Origin of the sequence: Streptomyces sp. NPDC051214 (genome assembly GCF_040682375.1) — a bacterium.
Classification (GTDB): domain Bacteria; phylum Actinomycetota; class Actinomycetes; order Streptomycetales; family Streptomycetaceae; genus Streptomyces.
Map to the genome: position 1 here is coordinate 963,735 of NZ_JBFBAT010000001.1, position 18,431 is coordinate 982,165.

The following is an 18,431-nucleotide window of genomic DNA, read 5'->3' on the forward strand; positions in this document are numbered from 1 at the left end:
CCCGAGTTCTCGGTAGCCCTCCGCGCATCTCATCTCTCGAAGGAGACCCCTATGACGCCTCTCTCCCGTCGCGGCGTGCTCGCCGGAGCCGCCGCCCTCGCGGGTGCCGGAGCCGCCCTGTCGGCCGCCGCCCCGGCCGCCGCGGCGCCTCACGGCGACAAGCACCGACCCAAGGCCGTGGTGTTCCGCAACGTCCGGCCCTTCGGCGCGAAGACCCCCGTGGACCTCACGGTCGTCGACGGCCGCATCACGGAAGGCCGGGCGCCCAAGGGCGCCCAGGTGATCGACGGCGGCGGACGGGTCGCCCTGCCCTCGCTCGTGGACGCCCACATCCACCCGGACAAGACGACGTGGGGCGGCGACTGGGTCACGCGGAAGCCCGCGAGCGGCATCGCCGACTACTGCGCCCAGGACGTGGAGCTGTTCAAGAGCCAGGCCCGGCCGGTCGGCGAACGCGCCCACGGCCTGATGGCACACGCCGTGACCCGCGGCACCCGCGCGATGCGCGCCCACGTGGACGTGGCGCCCGCCTACGACCTGGCCGGTGTCGAGGGCGTGAACGCGGCCCGCGAGCGGCTGCGGGACGCCCTGGACGTGCAGATCGTGGCGTTCCCGCAGCACGGCGTGATCCGGACCCCCGGCACGGCGGAGCTCCTGGAGGAAGCGGCCCGCTCCGGGGCCGTCGACCTGGTCGGCGGCATCGACCCGATCAGCTTCGACGACGCGATGGACGAACAGCTCGACCTGGTCTTCGGCCTCGCGGACCGCCACGGGGTCGGCGTGGACATCCACCTCCACGACCGCGACGAGAAGGGCACGAAGGTCCTGCGGGCGATCATCGAGCGCACCCGCGCCCTGTCCCTGCGCGGCAAGGTCACGGTCAGCCACGTCTTCTGCCTGCCGAACCTGTCCGACACCGATCTGGGCACGATGGCGGCCGACCTGGGCGAGCAGGACATCTCCCTGACGACGGTCGCGCCGAACGAGTCGCTCGTGCTGCCGATCGCGAGGCTGCGTGAGCACGGCGTGCGGGTCGGGCTCGGCTCGGACGGGGTGCGCGACGCGTGGAGCCCGTTCGGCAACGCCGACATGCTGCACCGTGCGCACGTTCTCGGCTGGGTCACCGACGTCCGTCTCGACGACGAACTCGCCGACTGCTACGACGTGGGCGCGCACGGCGGTGCCGACGTGATGGGCCTCGACCACGCCGACCTCGAACCGGGCTCCCCCGCCGACTTCATCCTCGTGCGCGGGGAGTGCCTCCCGCAGGTCCTGGTGGACATGCCGCAGCGGGACATGGTGGTGCACGGCGGCAAGGTCGTCGCCAGGAACGGCGAGCTGACGTAACCGCGGGACCTCACTCCCCCGAAGCTGCCCGCATCCGGAAGTCGTACCGGGCGGGCAGCTCCTCGTCGGTCACCGCGCGCCACAGCTCGCCGAGCACCTCGGCGCCCTCACGCAGGTCGGGGACCTCGAAGCCCTCGTCGAACATCGCCCGCGCGGCGGCCTTGTCGCCCTCCGCCAGGAGCAGCCGGATCTCGACGAGGCGGAAGCGGCCCTCCGCCCGCGTGGCGGGATGCAGGCGGTCCCACACTCCGCGGGCCGCCTCCTTGCGCCCGGCCGCGAGCAGGACACCCATCGCCTCCCTGCCGAGGGCGGCGCTCGCGGACGTCCACAGGACACCGTCGTCGCGCCGCTCCTGGCACAGGTCGTCGAAGGCTTCCGCGTACCGGTCGGCGGCGCGCTCCAGGTTCCCCGCGTCCTGGTCGGCGACCGCCAGGCAGCGCAGGAACGGCCAGCGCGAAGGGGCGAGTTCGAGGCCGCGCTCCCAGCTGCGCACCGCCTGCGCCAGGTCGCCCGCGTGCCATTGCGCCACGCCCAGGTGGTACTCGGCGGCCGGCCGCGCGGGCGCCGTCTCCAGCATGTCCCGCCAGTGCGGGGCGACAAGGGTCGGGCCGGGCGGCGCCACCCGGCGCGGCTCGGGGACGGCGCCGGAGTGCAGGAGCTCCAGCCACGGTTCCTGCTCGGGGCCAAGGGTGGAATCGGCGAACGGCGTGCCCGGCAGCTTGTGACCGGCGCGCAGGACTTCGAGCGCACCCCACCCGGAACCGGCGGCGAGCACCTCGCCCGGCTCGTTGTCCGCGCACGGCCGCCACGCGTCGTACGCCTCCTCCACCGCGGCGCGCGGCAGCGCGTCCGCGAGCCGCGCCTGGGCCTCCTCGCGCGCGGCCCCCCAGTGGGGGCCGTGCACGAGACCCGGGTCCGCCGACAGCGGTCCGTACGACTCGAGCCAGCTGAACTCGCTCTCGGCGTCCAGGCGTACGTGCTCGAGCTGGGTCCGTGCGAGGCCGGCCTGGATCTCCGCGTACCCTCCCGTGCCGGGCTCCGTCAGCCACTCCTGCCAGCGCCGCCCGCCCGCGCCGGAGCCCCACACGAAGAGCTTGCGGCCGCGCAGCAGATCGGTCGACGTCTGGACGAGGCCGTGCCCGTCGTCGTCGAGCGCGGCTATCCAGCGGCGTGCGCGGTCGGGTACGTCGTAGAAGTAGTCGGCGGCGTACTCGCTGCGCGGCGGGTAGGTCCGGTCCACGCCGTCGGTCTCGGGCACCGGCACCTTGCGCAGCGCGCCCGTGTACCCGAAGTGCCAGGCCTCGTCGGCCGGGGCGAGGACCCGGCGCTCCTCGGGCACCGCGATGTTGGACCACCAGTAGACCGGGACCGCCTTCTCGTGCGGATTGCGGATGCGCACGCCGACGTGGAGGAAGTCGGAGTCCTCCGGCAGCCACAGGTCCACCTGGAACGGCACGTCGCGCAGCCGCTCCCACTCCCAGAGCCGCAGCATCTCGCCGCCGTCGGGCGCCGTCACGCGCGCGGCGTGCAGGGGCGCGCAGGACAGCGTCGTATGGCCGGTGGCGCCGATGTTCCACTCGATGCCGCCGGAGAACCAGGCGCCGTTCAGCGCGAAGGCGGCGGGCTGAAGGACCGGGTTGCGGTAGAGGAGTTCACGGCCGGTCGGTTTGTGGAAGAGGGAGTGGACGCGGCCGCCGAAGCCCGGCAGGACGGTGGCGCGCAGCCGGTCGTTCTCGATGACCAGGGTGTCGAGGGTGGTGTCGGTCCGCTCGCGTCCATATCCGTCGAGCACCCGCGTCGGCAGGACCCCGCGCAACGGCTCGTACCCGAGCTGGCGCGCCATGTCGCGCGGCAGGCCCTCTCTGCCGCGCTCGTCCAGCGTGTGCACCTCACGGAGCGGCCGCAGCGGCGGCAGCGGGTTCTCGGGGCCCAACGGGGCGGCGGGCAGCGTCAGTACGTCACGTCGCACGGTGGTCGTCACGATCACCATGGAACACGCTCGACGCCGTCCCGACCAGGGTCTCTCCCGGTCAGGATTCCGCAAAGGCGCTACTTGCGGCGTCGCATGAAGTACGCCCCGCACAGCGCGCCGATCAGGCCGGTGCCGAGAAGTGCCACCCACAGGGGCATGGTCACTTCGGGGATCAGGAGTCTGATCTTGGTGTGGCGGGTGTTCTCGAAGATGAAGACCAGGGTGAGGACGGCGACCGCGAGGACGGCGATCCTCCCGGGTGTCATGACACCGCGGCCACCGCCACCGCCCGAGCCGCCCTTCGCGCCGCCCGTCGAGCTGCTGGGACTCATACGTGGACCTTCCGTCGGAGCTTCGACCGGCCTCCCCCGGTGACCAGCATGGGCAGCTGGACCGGGTTCGCGCGCGGTGGTTGCTCCTCCGGGGTGGGGGCGTGGGCCAAACGGGTGAGGTGCGGGTGAGACGCCGTACGCGGGGCGGGCCTCAGGCCAGCGCGGGCGTCTCCAGCGTCAACGTGCCCTTGTCCGCGTCCAGTTCGCCCCGCACGCCGAACGGCACGGTCAGCGCCCCGTCGCAGTGCCCGAAACCGAACTCCTCGACGACCGGCACGCCGAGACCGCCCAGCCGGTCGAGCAGCAGCGCCCGCACCGTGTCGTAGGGATCGCAGTCCACCCATGAGCCGAGCGCGACCCCGCGGACCCCCTCGAGCCAGCCCGCGCGGAGGAGTTGGGTGAGGTAGCGGTCGAGGCGGTACGTCTCATCGCCGACGTCCTCCAGGAAGAGCAGCCCGCCGCGCGCCGACGTACGCACCTGGGGGGCGCCGATGTCCGCGGCGAGCAGCGAGAGGCAGCCGCCGAGGGTCACTCCTCGCGCGCGGCCCGGCACGAGCGCCGTCCCGCCCGAGGCGATCACCTGGACCTGCTCGGGCGCGAAGAGCGTGGCCCGCAGGTGCTCCTGCGCACGGGCGTTCTTGAGGAAGTCCATGGCCGCGACCATCGGCCCGTGCAGCGTCACGACGCCGAGGCGCGCCGCGAACGCCTCGTGCAGCGTGGTGATGTCGCTGTAGCCGACGAACACCTTGGGGCCCGCCGCCCGCATCGCCGCCCAGTCCAGTGACTCCACCATGCGCAGGGCTCCGTACCCGCCGCGCGCGCAGAGGACCGCGGAGACCGACGGGTCGCACCACGCCTCCTGGAGGTCACGGGCGCGGCCGGCGTCCGTGCCCGCGAGGTGATCCAGCCGCGGGTGGCGGTCCAGGACGTGCGGGGCGACGACCGGTTCGAGGTCCCAGCCCCGCAGGATGTCGAGGCCCGCCTGGAGCCGCTCCTCCGGAATGGGCCCGCTGGGCGCGACGACGGCGACCCGCGCGCCGGGGGTGAGCCGCGCGGGACGCGTCAAGGGGGTCACTTGGAGAGCTCCAGGGTGGGCGCCGCGCCCGACAGTTTCAGGCGGAACACCTGGGCGTACAGGGCGAGTTCGGCTTCCAGGGCCCGGATCAGGGTGTCCGCGCGGCGGAATCCGTGCCCCTCGCCCTCGAAGGCGATGTAGGCGTGCGGCACTCCACGCCCCTCCAGTTCGGAGACGAACCGCTCGGCCTGTTCGGGCGGGCAGATCACGTCGTCGAGCCCCTGGAGCAGCAGGAAGGGCACGCTGACCCGGTCGGCGTGCTCCGCGGGGGAGCGTTCCACGTACCGTGTCGGCACCTCGTCGAAGGGGCCGATCATCGAGTCCAGGTAACGCGACTCGAAATCGTGGGTCCCGCCGGCGGCCCACTCGGTGAGGTCGAGGACGGGGTAGATGATCGTGCCGCAGGCGTACACGTCCGTCGTGGTCAGGGAGGCGGCCGTGGTCCAGCCGCCCGCGCTGCCGCCGCGGATCGCGAGGCGGTCGCGGTCGGCGGTGCCCTCGTCGGCCAGGGCCAGGGCGACGGCCGCGCAGTCCTCGACGTCGACGATGCCCCACTGCTCGCGCAGGCGGTTGCGGTACTCGCGGCCGTAGCCGGTCGAGCCGCCGTAGTTGACCTCGGCGACGCCTATGCCGCGCGAGGTGAAGTAGGCGATCTCCAGGTCGAGCACGAGCGGGGAACGGCTGGTGGGTCCGCCGTGCACCCACACCACGTACGGCGGGAGTTCCTCGTCGGGGGCCACGCAGGCCGGGTGGTGCGGTGGGTAGACGTGCGCGTGGATCTCGCGGCCCGCCGGGCCGCTGAAGGTGCGGATGCGCGGCTCGGGGTAGTACGCGGTGTCCACCGGGTCGTCGTGCGCGGCGCCGATCACCCGGGCGCGGCCGGTGCTGGTGTCCAGCTCCACGACCTCGTACGCGCTGCGGGGGCTGGCCGCGACGCCGATGGCGCGGGTGCCGTTCACGGCCACGGTGGCCGCCCACTCCGTCCAGGGGCCCGCCGCGTCGACGACCTCGCCGGTCTCCGGGTCGAGCACGCCGAGCGCGGTGGCGCCCTTGCCGTGCACGACGGCGACGAGGCCGCTGTCCAGGGGCGCGAACCAGCCGGATCCGATCTGCCACAGGGGGCCGCCGAACTCCTCCTCGCGCGGACAGACGGGTACTCCGTCGCCGCCCTCGGAGACGTCACCGCGGTAGAGGTTCCACCAGCCCGTGCGGTCGCTCGCGAACAGCAGCCGTCCGTCGGGGGCCCACTCCGCCTGCGCGACGGACTCCTCGGGGCCGCCCGCGAACACCCGCGGGGCGCCGAACGTGCCGTCCGTACGGACCTCGGCGACCAGGAGTTCCGTGCCGTCCCACGGCATCCGGGGGTGGTCCCAGGCGATCCACGCCGCGCGGGCGCCGTCCGGCGAGAGGCGGGGCCCGGTGAGGAACCGGTGCCGGTCGTCGGAGAGTTCGCGCACCGCCGCGCGGTCGTCGGCCGCCGAGCCGTCCAGGGGCACGGCGGCGGCGACTCTGCGCACATCGGTCGGCCCCTCCCCCGTGTACTCCTCGAGGACGCACCACACCTCGCCCCGGTCCAGGTGCACGCACGGGTCGATGTAGCGCAGGCCGCCGCCCACGTCGGAGAGCGGGGTCAGCGGGCGCGGCTCGGCCCCGGGGACGTCGGGCGCGTACGCGTACAGGCGCTGGTCCGCGAAGTTCGCGAACACGATCAGCGGACCGTCAGGACCCACGGCCCCCGCCCACGAACGCCCCCCGTACTCGATGACCCGGCTGCGCACGTTCCACGGCTGGGGCAGCACGGACTCCTCGGCGCCGTCCGGGCGCCGTCGCACCAGGGCGCGCCTACCGCCCTCGGCGGGCCTGGGCTCGGTCCACCACGCCTCGTCCCCGACGAAGCCCACGGTGGCCGGGGAGCCGTCGTGGGCCGCGGCGAGTGCCGCGTCGATGGGCGACGGCCATGATCCGTAAGCCTGGGTCTCCATCATGTCCTTCTCTTCCCCCATGATCGGTTGTGTTCCCTAGGCCGTTCTCAGATAGCGGTCGAGTACGCGGACGCCGAAGTGCAGCGCGTCGACCGGGACGCGCTCGTCGACTCCGTGGAAGAGCGCTTGGTAGTCGAAGCCCTCCGGTGTCCTCAGCGGCGAGAAGCCGTAGCCGGTGATGCCGAGTCGCGAGAACTGCTTGGCGTCCGTGCCGCCGGACATGCAGTACGGCACGACCTGTCCCTCGGGCGCGAATTCCTCGACGGCTGCCCGCATCTTCGCGTACGTCGACGAGTGGACCGGCGCCTGCAGCGCCACCTCGCGGTGGTGGAACTCCCAGTCGACGTCCACTCCGGTGAGCCGGTCAAGGGTGGCGGCGAACTCTTCCTCGCCGCCCGGCAGATACCGGCCGTCCACATAGGCGACGGCCTCGCCCGGAATCACGTTCACCTTGTAACCGGCCTGCAGCATCGTCGGGTTGGCGCTGCCCCGCACGGTCGGCGCGACCAGGTCGGCGGCCGGGCCGAGCTTCTCCAGGAGCGCGTCCACGTCGAATCCGGGCGTGTCCAGATCGGCCTGTTCCCCGTACAGCGTGGCCAGTGCGGTCAGGGACGCCCGGACCGTGGGCGTGAGCCGCACCGGCCAGCGGTGTTCACCGATGCGGGAGATCGCCGCGGCCAGCTTGCTCACGGCGTTGTCGGGGTTGACCTTCGAGCCGTGGCCCGCCTTGCCACGCGCGGTCAGCTTGAGCCAGCCGGTGCCGCGCTCCCCCGCCGCGATGGGATAGAGCTGATTGCCGCGGCCGTCGTGGAAGGTGAAGGCGCCGGACTCGCTGACGCCTTCCGTGCAGCCCTCGAAGAGGGAGGCGTGCTGATCGGCGAGGAACCCGGACCCGTCCTCGGCGCTGGCCTCCTCGTCGGCGGTGAACGCGATCACGATGTCCCGCCGTGGCCGCACGCCCGCGCGCGCCCAGCCGCGCACCACGGACAGGATCATCGCGTCCATGTTCTTCATGTCGATGGCGCCGCGGCCCCAGACGACGCCGTCGCGGATCTCCCCGGAGAAGGGGTCCACGCTCCAGTCGGCGGGCTCGGCGGGAACGACGTCCAGATGCCCGTGCACGAGCAGCGCGTCGGCGGAGGGGTCGGTGCCCTCGATGCGCGCCACCACGTTCGTACGGCCCTGCGTCCGCTCCAGGAGCTTCGGTTCGAGCCCGGCTCCGGCGAGCTGCTCCGCGGCGTACTCGGCGGCGGGCCGCTCCCGGCAGTCGCCGCCGCCCCGGTTCGTGGTGTCGATGCGGATCAGGTCGGAGGTGAACCGGACGACCTCGTCGAGCGCCTGCCCGTCGACGTGTCCGGTGCTCCGATGCCCCGGCTGCTCCTCAGCCATACTGCTCCTCCACGGCGGCCGATGCGATCGTCGTGACCGCCTTGAACGTACGGATGCCCTCGTACATGGTCTCGCTGGTGTACGCGACCTTCCGCTCTCCGGTGCGCCGCACGCCCGGCACCACGGTGGACGCCATGGACAGGTGCTCGGCGTCGAATTCGAGTTCCACGGTGAACGGGCCGCCCTGGACCGGTTCGTGCCGTACGGCGAGCGGGGCCGCCTCCTTGGCCGCGGCGCGGATGTCGGAGGCGGTCCGCCGCGGGGTGCGGCAGACCGCCGCGTACCGCGACACGTGGTCCTTCACGGCGACCTTCAGCGCGCCGGGCGCGTAGCCGAGGGCGTCCTCGCAGGCCAGGTCGTCGCCGGTGACGAGGACGACGGGGACCCCGTACTCGGCGACGACGTGGGAGTTGAGCAGGCCCTCGCTGGCCCGGTCGCCGTTGACCCACACCCCGGTGATCGAGTTGGCGAGGTAGGTGTGCGCGAGCACGCCCTCCATGCCGGCGCCCGCGTGGTAGCCGATGAACGCGATGCCGTCCACGTCGTCGTGCTGGACGCCCTCGACCATGGAGAGGGACTTGTGCCGCCCGGTGAGCATCTCGGCCCGCTCGTCGAGGTCCTCCAGGAGCAGGTTGCGCATGGTCCAGTGGGCTTCGTTGACGAGCACCTCGTCGGCGCCCCCGTCGAAGAAGCCGAGCACGGCGGCGTTGACGTCCGAGGTGAACATCGAACGGCACCGCTCCCACTGCGGCGTACCGGGCAGCACGTCGGCCGGCCACGTGACACCCGTGGCCCCCTCCATGTCTGCGCTGATCAGGATCTTCATGCCGCCTCACGCTACGCGTTCGCCCACTCCTGGACCAGATCCGTCGGTGACCGCGTCGCGTGCCGGTTGCCAGAGTGTGCTGCGCAGATCCGATCCGCGGACCAGCTGGATCCGCCAGGGCTCGATGCGGATCACGTGGTACTCGGGGTCATCCGGGCCGCCGCGCCAGTAGTGGACCGGGTCGTAGCCGACGCCGGGCGGGCCGCCCCAGGTGTAGAGCTCCCAGGCGTGGCGTCTGGATGCCTCGTCCTCCGCCCAGGCGGAGAGGGCGTCGACGTGGACGGTGTTCTGGCGGGGGTTCCAGTAGGAGTAGGTGGTGTGCGGGTTGTCGGCCAGGTGGGCGGCCTTGACGGGGGTCTTGTACGCGGCGAGCCAGCCGACGGGGCGGCCGTCGACGATCTCCCAGACGGGCAGCAGGACGCGGGCCCGGGGGCGGTGTTTCCGGTCGACGGTGACCATCGTGGCGTACTTGATGTCGCGTACGTACGAGAAGAACGTGTCCCGCACCTCGGAGAAGTCGCTGACTTTGGTGGTGGGCATGTCGGGTGCTCCTTGCCGTGCGAAGTGGCGGGTCAGTGGGTCGCGGGGACTTCGGTGCGGCCGGCCGCGGGGTCGCCGGCCGCCGTCACCGTGCCGGGCCGCGAGCGGAGGCCGAAGCTGCTGATGAGGGCGGCGATCAGGGCCGCGGCGAGCGGGACCCAGAGGGCCGCGCGGTAGCCGTCCAGGAGCGCGGAGGGTGAACTCGACGTGGTGGCCCAGACGTTGACGGCGGTGACCGTGGAGAGGCCGAGGGCCGCCCCGAACTGGAAGGCGGTGTAGAGCAGTCCGCCGGCCAGGCCCTGCTCCTCCTCCTTGACTCCCTCGGTGGCGACGATGGTGAGCGGTCCGTAGGTGAGGGCGAAGCCGAGGCTGAGGATGATCAGGCTGGGGAACATCGCCAGGTACGTCCAGTCGGCGCCGACCGGCAGGAACAGGGCGTAGGAGAGCGCGGCCAGGAGAAGGCCGCCGAAGATGACGCGGGCGTTGCCGAAGCGTGCGACCAGCTTGGGGGTGAGCGTGGGCGAGAGCACCGCGTCGAGACCGACGACGATCATCGCGAGGCTGGTCTGCAGCGTCGACCAGTCCCGCAGCTCCTGGAGGTAGAGGACGACCAGGAACTGGAATCCGAAGAAGCCGCCCGCGAAGAAGAGTCCCGCGAGGTTGGCGCGGACCAAGGGGCCGCTGCGGAAGATGCCCAGACGGACGAGCGGGGAGGCCGAGCGGCGCTCCACGGCGACGAAGGCGGCGAGGAGGCCGAGACCCGCGGCGAGCGTGCCGATCGTGGCGGCGGCGCTCGCGTGCGACGCGCGCTCCACGCCGAGGACGAGCAGCACGATCGCGCCGGTGACCGTGAGGGCGCCCACCAGGTCGACGCTCTGTCCGGTGCGGTCGGGGCGCGGGGACTTGGGGACGTAGGCGAGCGCGGCGGCCAGGATCAGGGCGGAGAGCACCACGGGCACGAAGAACACCCAGCGCCAGCCGATCGCGGTGAGCAGCCCGCCGACGACCAGGCCGATCGAGAAGCCGCCCGCGGCGGTGCCCGAGTAGAAGAGCAGCGCCTTGTTGCGGCGCGGGCCCTCCGCGAAGCCGGTGGTGATGATGGAGAGGCCCGCGGGGGTCATGAAGGCCGCGGCGACGCCGGTGACGAAGCGGGCGACGATCAGCGTCCAGCCCTCGGTGGCGAACCCGCCGAGCCCGGAGAAGACCAGGAAGACGGAGAGCCAGAAGACGAACATCTGGCGGCGTCCGAAGAGGTCGGCGGCGCGTCCGCCGAGCAGCATGAAGCCGCCGTAGCCGAGGACGTAGGCGCTCATGACCCACTGCAGGGAGCCGGTGGACAGGCCCAGGTCGGCGCGGATGGACGGCAGGGCCACGTTGAGCATGGCGACGTCGATGCCCTCGAGGAAGATCGCGCCGCACAGGACGAGCAGGACGCCCCACTCGCGGGGCCTGAAGGTGACGGGGGAGGCGCTCGGCGCCCCGGCTGTTCTCTCTGTCTGTGAACTCACGTCTGTACTCCGCCGATTCATGGGTGGCGCGGGGGATTTCCCGGCTCACTCAGACTCGGTCAGGGCGCACGGACGGAACAACGGCGAAGATCGCAACGTTCGTTCAACCAGGCTTACCGATCCGAGCTGCCTGGGGGACGTCGATGGAACGCGATGAACTGGAGTGCTTTCTGCTCCTGGCCGAGGAGCTGCACTTCGGCAGGACGGCCGAGCGCATGCGGCTGTCCCGGGCCCGGGTGAGCCAGCTGATCCAGCGCACCGAACGCCGTGTCGGCGCACCGCTGTTCGTCCGCACGAGCCGCCGCGTCGGCCTCACCGCGCTCGGCCGGCAGCTCCGTGCCGACCTGGAGCCGCACCACCGGGCGATCGAGGCCGCCGTCGAGCGGGCCGCGGCCACGGCGCGCGGCATCGACAGTGTGCTGCACGTCGGTTTCGCCAACCCGCTGGCCGGCGAGATCGTGATGCGGGCGACGGAGGCGCTGCGCGTGAGCCATCCGGGTCTCGCCGTGGAGATCTGCGAGGTGCCGCTCGGTGATCCGTACGGGCAGTTGCGCAAGGGCGAGTTCGACGTGCAGCTGACGGAGTTCCCGGTGCGCGAGGCGGACCTGGGCGGGGGTCCCGCGCTGCTCGCCGAGGAGCGTGTCCTCGCGATCGCCTCGGCGCATCCGCTGGCGGCGCGGGACTCGGTGTCGCTGGAGGATCTGGCCGACGTCCCGCTCCTGACGATCGAGGGCGAGCTACCCGGCTACTGGCTCGAGCACCGCGTCCCTTCCCGCACCCCGTCCGGCGCACCGATCGGCCGCGGTCCCGGGGTGACCAACATGCAGGAGGCGCTGATGCTGGTCGCGGGCGGCAAGGGCGCCTTCCTGGCCCCCGCGCACACCGGTACGTACTTCACGCGGCCGGGAGTCGCCTACGTACCCTTCGCCGACGCCGAGCCGGTCGGTTACGGCCTGGTGTGGCGGGCCGGGCACGGCACGGGGGCGGTCGCGGCCTTCGCGCGGACCGCACGCGAGGTGGCCCACGAGGTGGCGCAGGGAGATCCCCGGAGCGTGGTGCCGGGGGCGGTCACCGCGGCGGGCTGACGGAGGGGCCATCGGCGCGCAGCACCGCGCCGCCGCGACCGCGTCCCCAGCGGGCCGTGGCCGCTCACAGCTTGAAGACCACTCCCCGCCACACCCAGCCCGCGTCGAGGACCGCGTCGCGCAGGGGGTCCTTCATGTCCGCGGGGTCGAAGCGGTACGTCTCCTTCTTGTGCAGCTTGCCGTCGGCGCCGCGCTCGTAGGTCCACTGCCGGGACTTCACGGTCGACTGCCCGCGGGAGTACTCGCGTGACCGCGCGAGCCTGGGGGTGTCCCCGACCCACGAGACCTGCCACTGCTCGTCGAGGGCGCGCACCTCGTTGCTGTCCGGGACCAGGCGCATCCGGGTCTTGAGGGTCCGGTCCAGTTGGGTGCGGACGAAGAAGGTGTGCCAGGCGGGCTCCAGGATCCGCCACTCCGCCACCAGGTCGGCGCCCTCGGAGGGGGTGGCGTCGCGTACGCGGTAGGGCACGTCGGAGCCGTTGAGGGCGAGCAGCGCGGCCCGCACTTCATCGGCCGGACGTGGTGCGCCACCACTGGTGGGGTGCTTGGTGCCGGTCAGCTTGTCGAAGAGGCCCATCGGGTCAACCTAGGGACGGTTGACGCGTACCCGCAAATGCCGGGAGCGGTCCGACGGGCGGTGCGCGGGACCTGTCGCAGGTGCCTTGCCAAGCTGTATTCAACGGTCGTAGAGTTCAACACCGGACGAGTTCAACGGGTGTTGACTTTGATGTTCGTCCGCTCCCACGGCGCCCCCTACGACCAGGAGAGGCAGGGCTCGCTCGTGCAACAGATCCCCTTCCAGATGAACGACGGCGGTCTCGTCGCTCTCCTGCCGGACGGGCACGTCGAGTTCCTCGCCGCGCCCGCCAGGGAGCTGATCCTGCGTCACAACGCCGGAGACCCGGTCTCCTCGGCCGAGTTGCTGAGCCATGTGATCACCGACCCCCTGGTGGAGTTGGAGCGGTTCCATCTGTCCGCACCCGCCATCGCGTTCGTGGAGACCACCAACCTCTGCAACCTGCGCTGCCGGCACTGCTATGCGGACTCCGCGCTCAAACGGCCGGACGAGATCTCCACCCCGCGCATCAAGCAACTCCTGGACGATTTCGCCGAGATGGGCGTACTCCAGGTGTTCCTGACGGGGGGTGAGATCTTCTCGCACCGGGACGCCACAGAGATCATCCGGCATGCGCGCAGCAAGCCGTTCAGCACGCAGATCTTCACCAACGGGCTGCTCGTCACCGAGGAGCGGCTCGCCGAGATCCCGGCGGGACAGTCGTTCTTCATCAGCTTCGACACCGCCGACCCCGAGCGCACCGTGCGCGGCAAGATGGACTTCCCCAAGCTGCAGCGCGCCTTCGAGATGATGCGCAGGCACGGGCATGTGTTCCGCACCGCGATCTCCGTGCACCGCAACAACATCCACGACGCCGAGGAGATCTTCGACTGGTGTGCCGAGCACGGCTATCCCCGGCCCCAGTGGCTGGAGACCCACCCGGTGGGCCGCGCCCTGCTCCACCCGGACATGCTGCTCAGGCCCGAGGACATCGATGAGGTCTTCGGCGTCTACCAGCGGTGCATGGAGCGGTACTCCTCGGATCCGGGCATGGCCGCCGGCGACGGCGCGAGTTCCGGCAGTGGTGCCGGGCGGCGCGCGGCGGACGAGATCCGCGGCGTCGACACCATCAAGTTCTGCCAGCGCCTCGAACGCGCGGTGGGGCAGGAGAAGTGCGGCCGCTCCGTCGTCTACGTGAACAGCCGCGGCGACGTGTACCCGTGCAGCAACTGCATGTCCGGCCAGCTCTACGGCGCGGGGAACATCACCGAGCGCTCGTTCAGGGACATCTGGGAGCACGGCTTCGACGAGTTCCGCGACATCAGGTTCAGCGACCACTCCGTCTGCGGCCAGTGCCCGGTGGCCCAGGAGGACATCTGGTGCCAGTTCCGCTGCCCGCCCCTCGCCCGCAACATCACCGGCGACCCGAAGGGCTGCGGGGCCACCGAGTACCTCCAGGAGTTCACCCTGCGCTCCGGCCGCTACTGGCGTGGGCGCGCCCAGCGCGACGTACGGCTGACGCTGACCCCGCGTTAGCCGCCGCAGCGCCCCTTTGACCCCCGCTCCCGACGACGTGAGCGGGCCCCCGTCCACGGCGGCACCACCGAAGCCGCCCCACCGAAGGGAAAGATCATGGGAGCCGAGGAGAAGAAAATCATCCGCATCCACCTGGAGCCGGGGCAGGAGGGCGTGACGCTGAGCGCCGTCGGCGCCGCTTCCGCCACCGCACCCTCCGAGACGCTGGTGGAGGCCACCACCGTCACCGAGGCCACGGTCATCGAGGTCGAGGTCTGAGCCCCACAGGACCCGCCATCCGGCGCACCGCCGCCCGGCACCGGCCCCGCCCCTGACGCGGGGCCGGGCCGGGACGGCCGCGCCGCCTCCCAGTCCATATCCCGTCACCAGAGACGAGGTCGCGACGAGCATGGAGAAGACCGCCTCAGCCAGTACCACCACCCTCCGCCCCGGCACCGGGCTCGCGCGACTGCTCCAGGAGAACCCCGCGCTGCGGATCGGCCAGGACGACTACAACATCAACGTGACCGCCAACTTCGGCGAACAGTTGGCGGACGGGCAGGTGGCCGACGCCCTGCGCCGCCACCCGGGAGCCGGGCGCCCGGCGCATCTCTACTTCCATGTGCCGCTGTGCGCGTACATCTGTCACTTCTGCAACTACGTCAAGCGCAAGGTGCCCGAAGGGCCCGAGGGCGAGCAGGCGCCGCGCATCTGGACCGACCTGCTCCTGGACGAGTCGGAGCGCCAACTGGCCCACTCCCCCTGGCTGTCCGACGCCCGGATCGAGTCCGTGTACCTCGGCGGAGGGACCGCCTCCCTGCTCGGCACGGAGCAACTCGCGCGCCTCGTACGGCACATACGCACGCGCTACACGCTCTCCGACGACTGCGAGATCTCGCTGGAGGGCAACCCGGACAACTTCCAGCACGACGAGCTCGCCGAGGCCTGCGCCATCGGCTTCAACCGCTTCAGCGTCGGCGTCCAGTCCCTGCAGAGCGAGGTCAACGCCTTCGCGGGGCGCGGCCACGACGCCGCCATGTCACTGACCGCGGTGGAGAAGCTGCGGGCGACGGGACGGCCGTTCAACGTCGACATGATGTTCGGTCTGCCGCACCAGAGCGTGGCCACCGTCGCCGACGGCATCAGCCGCCTGGTCGACCTCGACGTACCCACCATCACCATCTACCGCCTGCGCAACGCCGACCGCGCGAAGATGGGCATCGGCAACCGCGCCCTGTGGAACGTCGAGAGCGTCAAGGCGCGGCTGAACGACGAGCACCGCTTCCCCGCCCTCGGCGAGACGTACGAGATGCGCGAGGCCATCGTCGAGACGCTCCTGGACGGCGGATACCACCCGAGCCCCTGCGGCTGGTGGAACCGCCCCGGCGTCTACCCCGACGGGAACATCCCCCGCGTCTCCCGCAACAAGTGGCAGCGCCACGACTCGATGATCGCCATCGGCCCCGGCGCGTACGGCTGGCTGACCGGCGACGGCGACGAGATCGTGCAGACCCACAACGTCGCCGACATCTCCTCCTACGCCCGCCGGCTGCGGGAAGGACCCGGGTTGCCCCTCGCCTCCGGCCGTCGTCTGGTGGGCCACGAGGCCATCGGCATGGTGCTCGGCTTCGCCTTCAAGGCGAACCAGCCGATCGACGCCGGGCGGTTCAGGAGGCGGTTCGGCGTGGAGCTGTTCCGTGACGAGCCGTTCGCGGCGGTCTTCGACGACCTGATGGAGCGCGGACTCGTGGAGCCGGTGCCCGGCACGGCGGAGAGTGTCGTGCCCACGCTGGACGGCGAGGCGCTGCACGAGGAGATCATCAGTGTCTACTTCCACCAGCGCGTCGGCGGATTCGCCGAAGCCGTCTGCCGTCGGTGATCCCGTGGCCGTACAGGAACGTACCCAGTGGCGGATCGATCCCGCGGGCTCTGCCTATCGCACCCGGCGGTCGTTCCCGGCAGGGCCGCCGCACGCGACCGTGCTGCTCGCCGGGCCCGGCAGTGTGTCCGCCCTCGACGGCGAGGGGCGCGACGACGCCCTGCTGCGGGATCTGACCCACCGTCTGGTGGCGGACGGGGCGCAGGTCCTCACCTGTGACATGCCCGAGAGGGACCGCGGGCGGCCCGCCGACGACTCCGACTCCCGGGCCTGCGCCGACCGGCTCGGTCAACTCCTGCGCGCGCACGAGCACTTGGCGGTGGGCCCGGTCACCCTGATCGGGTTCTCGCTGGGCGGGCAGGCCGTGCTGCGGATGCTCACGTCCGGCGACCCGCGCCGGGCCGACCGGGTGGTCCTGGTCGGGACGGTCCTCGAGGAGGACACCTTCCTCAGCAGCCAGATCGAGACCCTCGACCTGGTCTACGGCAGCCTCGACCTGATCGGCTACGTCGCCGAGGCCGACGACGGCCTGCCGCCCGTGGCCCTCACCCCCGACATGTACGGCAAGTGGTCGGCCGCCAGGCTCATCGGGCGGCACGCGCTCGACGTGCACGTCTATCTGTTCAAGGGGCTCGGGCACACGCTGCACCCCTGCGCGGCCGGTCCGGTGCCGGACCCGGTCTCGGCACTGACCGCGCTGGCCGCCGGCCGGTGACGACGAACGAGAGGAAGCAGGCCAAGAACATGCTCTCCAGCCAGCGATTCGACAAGATCGCCGACAATTTCGCGACCAGCGAGGTGCACCGGTCGAGCCCGACGATGGAGGCCCTGCACGAGACGCTCGGCCCGCAGACCGGCAAGGACATCTGCGATGTCGCCTGCGGCGCCGGGCACCTGGCGCTCTCCTTCGCCGACGAGGGCCCGGCCCGTCTGGTGGGCGTCGACCCCGCGCCCAGCATGCTCGAGTCCTTCCTCAAGCTCGCCGCGGAACGCTCGGCGACGGTCGAGTCCGCGGAGGCCTTCGCCGAGGAACTCCCCTTCCCCGACGCCTCGTTCGACCTCGTCGTGTCGCGTCTTGCCCCGCATCACTTCCGCGACATGCCGACGGCGGTGGGCGAGATGACCCGGCTCCTGAGGCCCGGCGGGCGCCTCGCCGTCATCGACCTCGAAGGGCATCGCGACCCGGAGATCGACGCCCTCAACCATGAGCTGGAGATGCTGCACGACCCGACCCACCACCGCAGCTACACCCTCACGGAGTGGGTCGGCTTCCTCCAGGACGCCGGTCTGAACGTGCCGGTGGCCCGCGGCTCGCTCGCGGAGAGCCGCACCGGCGTACCCATCAAGCGGTGGTGCGAGATCGCCTCGTCGGGGGCGGAGGCCGAACAGGCCATCCGGCAGCGGCTCTTCGAGGCCCCGAGCAGCCATCTGCACGCCCTGGGTATCCGCAAGGACGGCGACGAGTTCCGCATCCCCGTGCGCACCTGCATGGTGATCGGCGTCAAGCCGCTGCGGGGGGCACGCTGAGATGCCGGTCATCAGGCTGTACTCGCCGGCGCCGAGCCCCGGCGAGTCCGTGCTCGCCCAACTTGCGTCCTCCGTCACGGAGTTGCTCGGCATTCCGGCGGGCCACTGCTGGCTCTGGTGGCAGCGGGTGGAGCCCGGCTCCTTCCACCGGCCGCAGTGGCAGGGCCCGGGGAATCCGGCGCCGGTGGGCTTCGTCGTCTGCAAGGAGAGCTACGGCCGGGCACAGGTGGGCAGTCTTCTGCGGCTGCTTCAGGACCGCATCGGCGAGCTGCTCGACGTACCCCGCGACGACGTCTACCTCACGGTGGGACGCGCCACGGTCGGGGAGCTGCTGGTGCGGGGCGAGGTCTGGCAGGGCGACACCCTGGGCCAGGACGGCCCCGGGGAGGTGACCGGCATCGTGCCGATCGCCACCGTGCACAACGACCGCAAGGAAGTCGTCGACGACCACTGGGGGCCCGTGGCCTCCGTGATCCGGCTGGACGCCGGGCGCTTCGGACCGGACGCCCTGCGCGGCCTGGACTCCTTCTCGCACCTCGAAGTCGTCTTCCACTTCCACCGGGTGCCGCCCGAGAAGGTGGAGCGCGGGGCCCGCCACCCCCGCGGCAACCCCGACTGGCCGCTGACCGGCGTCTTCGCGCAGCGCGGCAAGAACCGCCCGAACCGGGTCGGCGTATCGCGCTGCAGGCTCATCAAGACGGACGGCCTCGACCTGCACGTCCTGGGGCTCGACGCGGTGGACGGCACACCGGTCCTCGACATCAAGCCGTACATGACGCAGTTCGCACCGCAGGGCGACATCGAACAGCCCTCGTGGGTCGACGAGTTGATGCGCGACTACTACTGAGCGCAGCGGCACCGGGGCGAGGCAGCGGAAAGAGACGGGGGCGAGGGCGAC

At 71.8% G+C, this 18,431-nt stretch carries 17 protein-coding genes; 8 read left to right on the plus strand and 9 right to left on the minus strand.

Annotation, left to right across the window (positions count from 1 at the left end):
• Window positions 1-51 precede the first annotated feature (51 nt).
• Window positions 52-1,347, plus strand: a complete 1,296-nt coding sequence (locus tag AB0M70_RS04265) for an amidohydrolase family protein (protein WP_365816117.1) — start codon at window positions 52-54, stop codon at window positions 1,345-1,347.
• 10 nt (window positions 1,348-1,357) lie between these two features.
• On the opposite strand, the gene AB0M70_RS04270 is transcribed toward AB0M70_RS04265, so the two are convergent.
• The 8 genes from AB0M70_RS04270 to AB0M70_RS04305 all read right to left on the minus strand — a co-directional run bounded on the left by AB0M70_RS04270 (window position 1,358) and on the right by AB0M70_RS04305 (window position 10,893).
• A complete protein-coding gene (locus AB0M70_RS04270; protein ID WP_365816119.1) occupies window positions 1,358-3,337 on the minus strand; it encodes a DUF5107 domain-containing protein in 1,980 nt (659 codons plus the stop codon).
• Window positions 3,338-3,396: 59 nt separating this feature from the next.
• Complete coding sequence (locus AB0M70_RS04275; RefSeq protein WP_365816121.1) at window positions 3,397-3,651, minus strand: DUF1049 domain-containing protein; 255 nt, start codon at window positions 3,649-3,651, stop codon at window positions 3,397-3,399.
• Window positions 3,652-3,802: 151 nt separating this feature from the next.
• Window positions 3,803-4,726 carry an LD-carboxypeptidase gene (locus AB0M70_RS04280; RefSeq protein ID WP_365816123.1) on the minus strand — a complete coding sequence of 308 codons (924 nt, stop codon included), beginning with the start codon at window positions 4,724-4,726 and terminating at the stop codon, window positions 3,803-3,805.
• Window positions 4,723-6,729 carry an LpqB family beta-propeller domain-containing protein gene (locus AB0M70_RS04285; RefSeq protein WP_365816125.1) on the minus strand — a complete coding sequence of 669 codons (2,007 nt, stop codon included), beginning with the start codon at window positions 6,727-6,729 and terminating at the stop codon, window positions 4,723-4,725. Before AB0M70_RS04285 ends, AB0M70_RS04280 begins: the two co-directional genes overlap by 4 nt.
• Before the next feature lie 15 nt (window positions 6,730-6,744).
• Window positions 6,745-8,097 (minus strand): M20/M25/M40 family metallo-hydrolase, encoded by a 1,353-nt coding sequence (locus AB0M70_RS04290; protein ID WP_365816127.1) that lies wholly within the window; start codon window positions 8,095-8,097, stop codon window positions 6,745-6,747.
• Complete coding sequence (locus AB0M70_RS04295; protein WP_365816129.1) at window positions 8,090-8,923, minus strand: M55 family metallopeptidase; 834 nt, start codon at window positions 8,921-8,923, stop codon at window positions 8,090-8,092. The genes AB0M70_RS04290 and AB0M70_RS04295 overlap by 8 nt, the downstream gene beginning before the upstream one ends.
• 6 nt (window positions 8,924-8,929) lie before the next feature.
• Window positions 8,930-9,463: a pyridoxamine 5'-phosphate oxidase family protein gene (locus AB0M70_RS04300; RefSeq protein ID WP_365816131.1), complete on the minus strand. Its 534-nt coding sequence runs from the start codon at window positions 9,461-9,463 to the stop codon at window positions 8,930-8,932.
• 32 nt (window positions 9,464-9,495) lie between these two features.
• The gene (locus AB0M70_RS04305; RefSeq protein WP_365816313.1) at window positions 9,496-10,893 is read right to left on the minus strand and encodes an MFS transporter; all 1,398 of its coding nucleotides are present in this window, start codon (window positions 10,891-10,893) and stop codon (window positions 9,496-9,498) included.
• A 221-nt stretch (window positions 10,894-11,114) separates the two neighbouring features.
• On the opposite strand from AB0M70_RS04305, the gene AB0M70_RS04310 reads away from it, so the two are divergent.
• Complete coding sequence (locus AB0M70_RS04310) at window positions 11,115-12,056, plus strand: LysR family transcriptional regulator (protein ID WP_365816133.1); 942 nt, start codon at window positions 11,115-11,117, stop codon at window positions 12,054-12,056.
• A 64-nt stretch (window positions 12,057-12,120) separates the two neighbouring features.
• Here AB0M70_RS04310 and AB0M70_RS04315 read toward each other — a convergent pair whose 3' ends face one another.
• Window positions 12,121-12,633, minus strand: a complete 513-nt coding sequence (locus AB0M70_RS04315; RefSeq protein WP_365816135.1) for a hypothetical protein — start codon at window positions 12,631-12,633, stop codon at window positions 12,121-12,123.
• A gap of 150 nt (window positions 12,634-12,783) precedes the next feature.
• On the opposite strand from AB0M70_RS04315, the gene AB0M70_RS04320 reads away from it, so the two are divergent.
• From AB0M70_RS04320 to AB0M70_RS04345, 6 genes are all read left to right on the plus strand, one after another.
• On the plus strand, window positions 12,784-14,148 hold the full coding sequence (locus AB0M70_RS04320; protein WP_365816137.1) for a radical SAM protein: 1,365 nt from the start codon (window positions 12,784-12,786) through the stop codon (window positions 14,146-14,148).
• Between the two features lie 96 nt (window positions 14,149-14,244).
• On the plus strand, window positions 14,245-14,406 hold the full coding sequence (locus AB0M70_RS04325; protein WP_365816139.1) for a hypothetical protein: 162 nt from the start codon (window positions 14,245-14,247) through the stop codon (window positions 14,404-14,406).
• A 130-nt stretch (window positions 14,407-14,536) separates the two neighbouring features.
• The gene (locus tag AB0M70_RS04330; RefSeq protein ID WP_365816141.1) at window positions 14,537-16,006 is read left to right on the plus strand and encodes a radical SAM protein; all 1,470 of its coding nucleotides are present in this window, start codon (window positions 14,537-14,539) and stop codon (window positions 16,004-16,006) included.
• A gap of 4 nt (window positions 16,007-16,010) precedes the next feature.
• Entirely contained in the window at window positions 16,011-16,721 is a 711-nt protein-coding gene (locus tag AB0M70_RS04335; protein ID WP_365816143.1) for a hypothetical protein, read from the plus strand.
• Window positions 16,718-17,533, plus strand: coding sequence for a class I SAM-dependent methyltransferase (locus AB0M70_RS04340; RefSeq protein ID WP_365816145.1), 816 nt, complete (start codon window positions 16,718-16,720; stop codon window positions 17,531-17,533). Before AB0M70_RS04335 ends, AB0M70_RS04340 begins: the two co-directional genes overlap by 4 nt.
• 397 nt (window positions 17,534-17,930) lie before the next feature.
• Window positions 17,931-18,380 (plus strand): SAM-dependent methyltransferase, encoded by a 450-nt coding sequence (locus AB0M70_RS04345; RefSeq protein WP_365816315.1) that lies wholly within the window; start codon window positions 17,931-17,933, stop codon window positions 18,378-18,380.
• Window positions 18,381-18,431 lie beyond the last annotated feature (51 nt).

Coding starts and splice junctions, on each gene's coding strand:
- AB0M70_RS04265 (WP_365816117.1), top strand. CDS start 52: ATGACGCCTCTCTCCCGTCGCGGCGTGCTCGCCGGAGCCGCCGCCCTC.
- AB0M70_RS04270 (WP_365816119.1), bottom strand. CDS start 3,337: ATGGTGATCGTGACGACCACCGTGCGACGTGACGTACTGACGCTGCCC.
- AB0M70_RS04275 (WP_365816121.1), bottom strand. CDS start 3,651: ATGAGTCCCAGCAGCTCGACGGGCGGCGCGAAGGGCGGCTCGGGCGGT.
- AB0M70_RS04285 (WP_365816125.1), bottom strand. CDS start 6,729: ATGGGGGAAGAGAAGGACATGATGGAGACCCAGGCTTACGGATCATGG.
- AB0M70_RS04290 (WP_365816127.1), bottom strand. CDS start 8,097: ATGGCTGAGGAGCAGCCGGGGCATCGGAGCACCGGACACGTCGACGGG.
- AB0M70_RS04295 (WP_365816129.1), bottom strand. CDS start 8,923: ATGAAGATCCTGATCAGCGCAGACATGGAGGGGGCCACGGGTGTCACG.
- AB0M70_RS04300 (WP_365816131.1), bottom strand. CDS start 9,463: ATGCCCACCACCAAAGTCAGCGACTTCTCCGAGGTGCGGGACACGTTC.
- AB0M70_RS04310 (WP_365816133.1), top strand. CDS start 11,115: ATGGAACGCGATGAACTGGAGTGCTTTCTGCTCCTGGCCGAGGAGCTG.
- AB0M70_RS04315 (WP_365816135.1), bottom strand. CDS start 12,633: ATGGGCCTCTTCGACAAGCTGACCGGCACCAAGCACCCCACCAGTGGT.
- AB0M70_RS04320 (WP_365816137.1), top strand. CDS start 12,784: ATGTTCGTCCGCTCCCACGGCGCCCCCTACGACCAGGAGAGGCAGGGC.
- AB0M70_RS04325 (WP_365816139.1), top strand. CDS start 14,245: ATGGGAGCCGAGGAGAAGAAAATCATCCGCATCCACCTGGAGCCGGGG.
- AB0M70_RS04330 (WP_365816141.1), top strand. CDS start 14,537: ATGGAGAAGACCGCCTCAGCCAGTACCACCACCCTCCGCCCCGGCACC.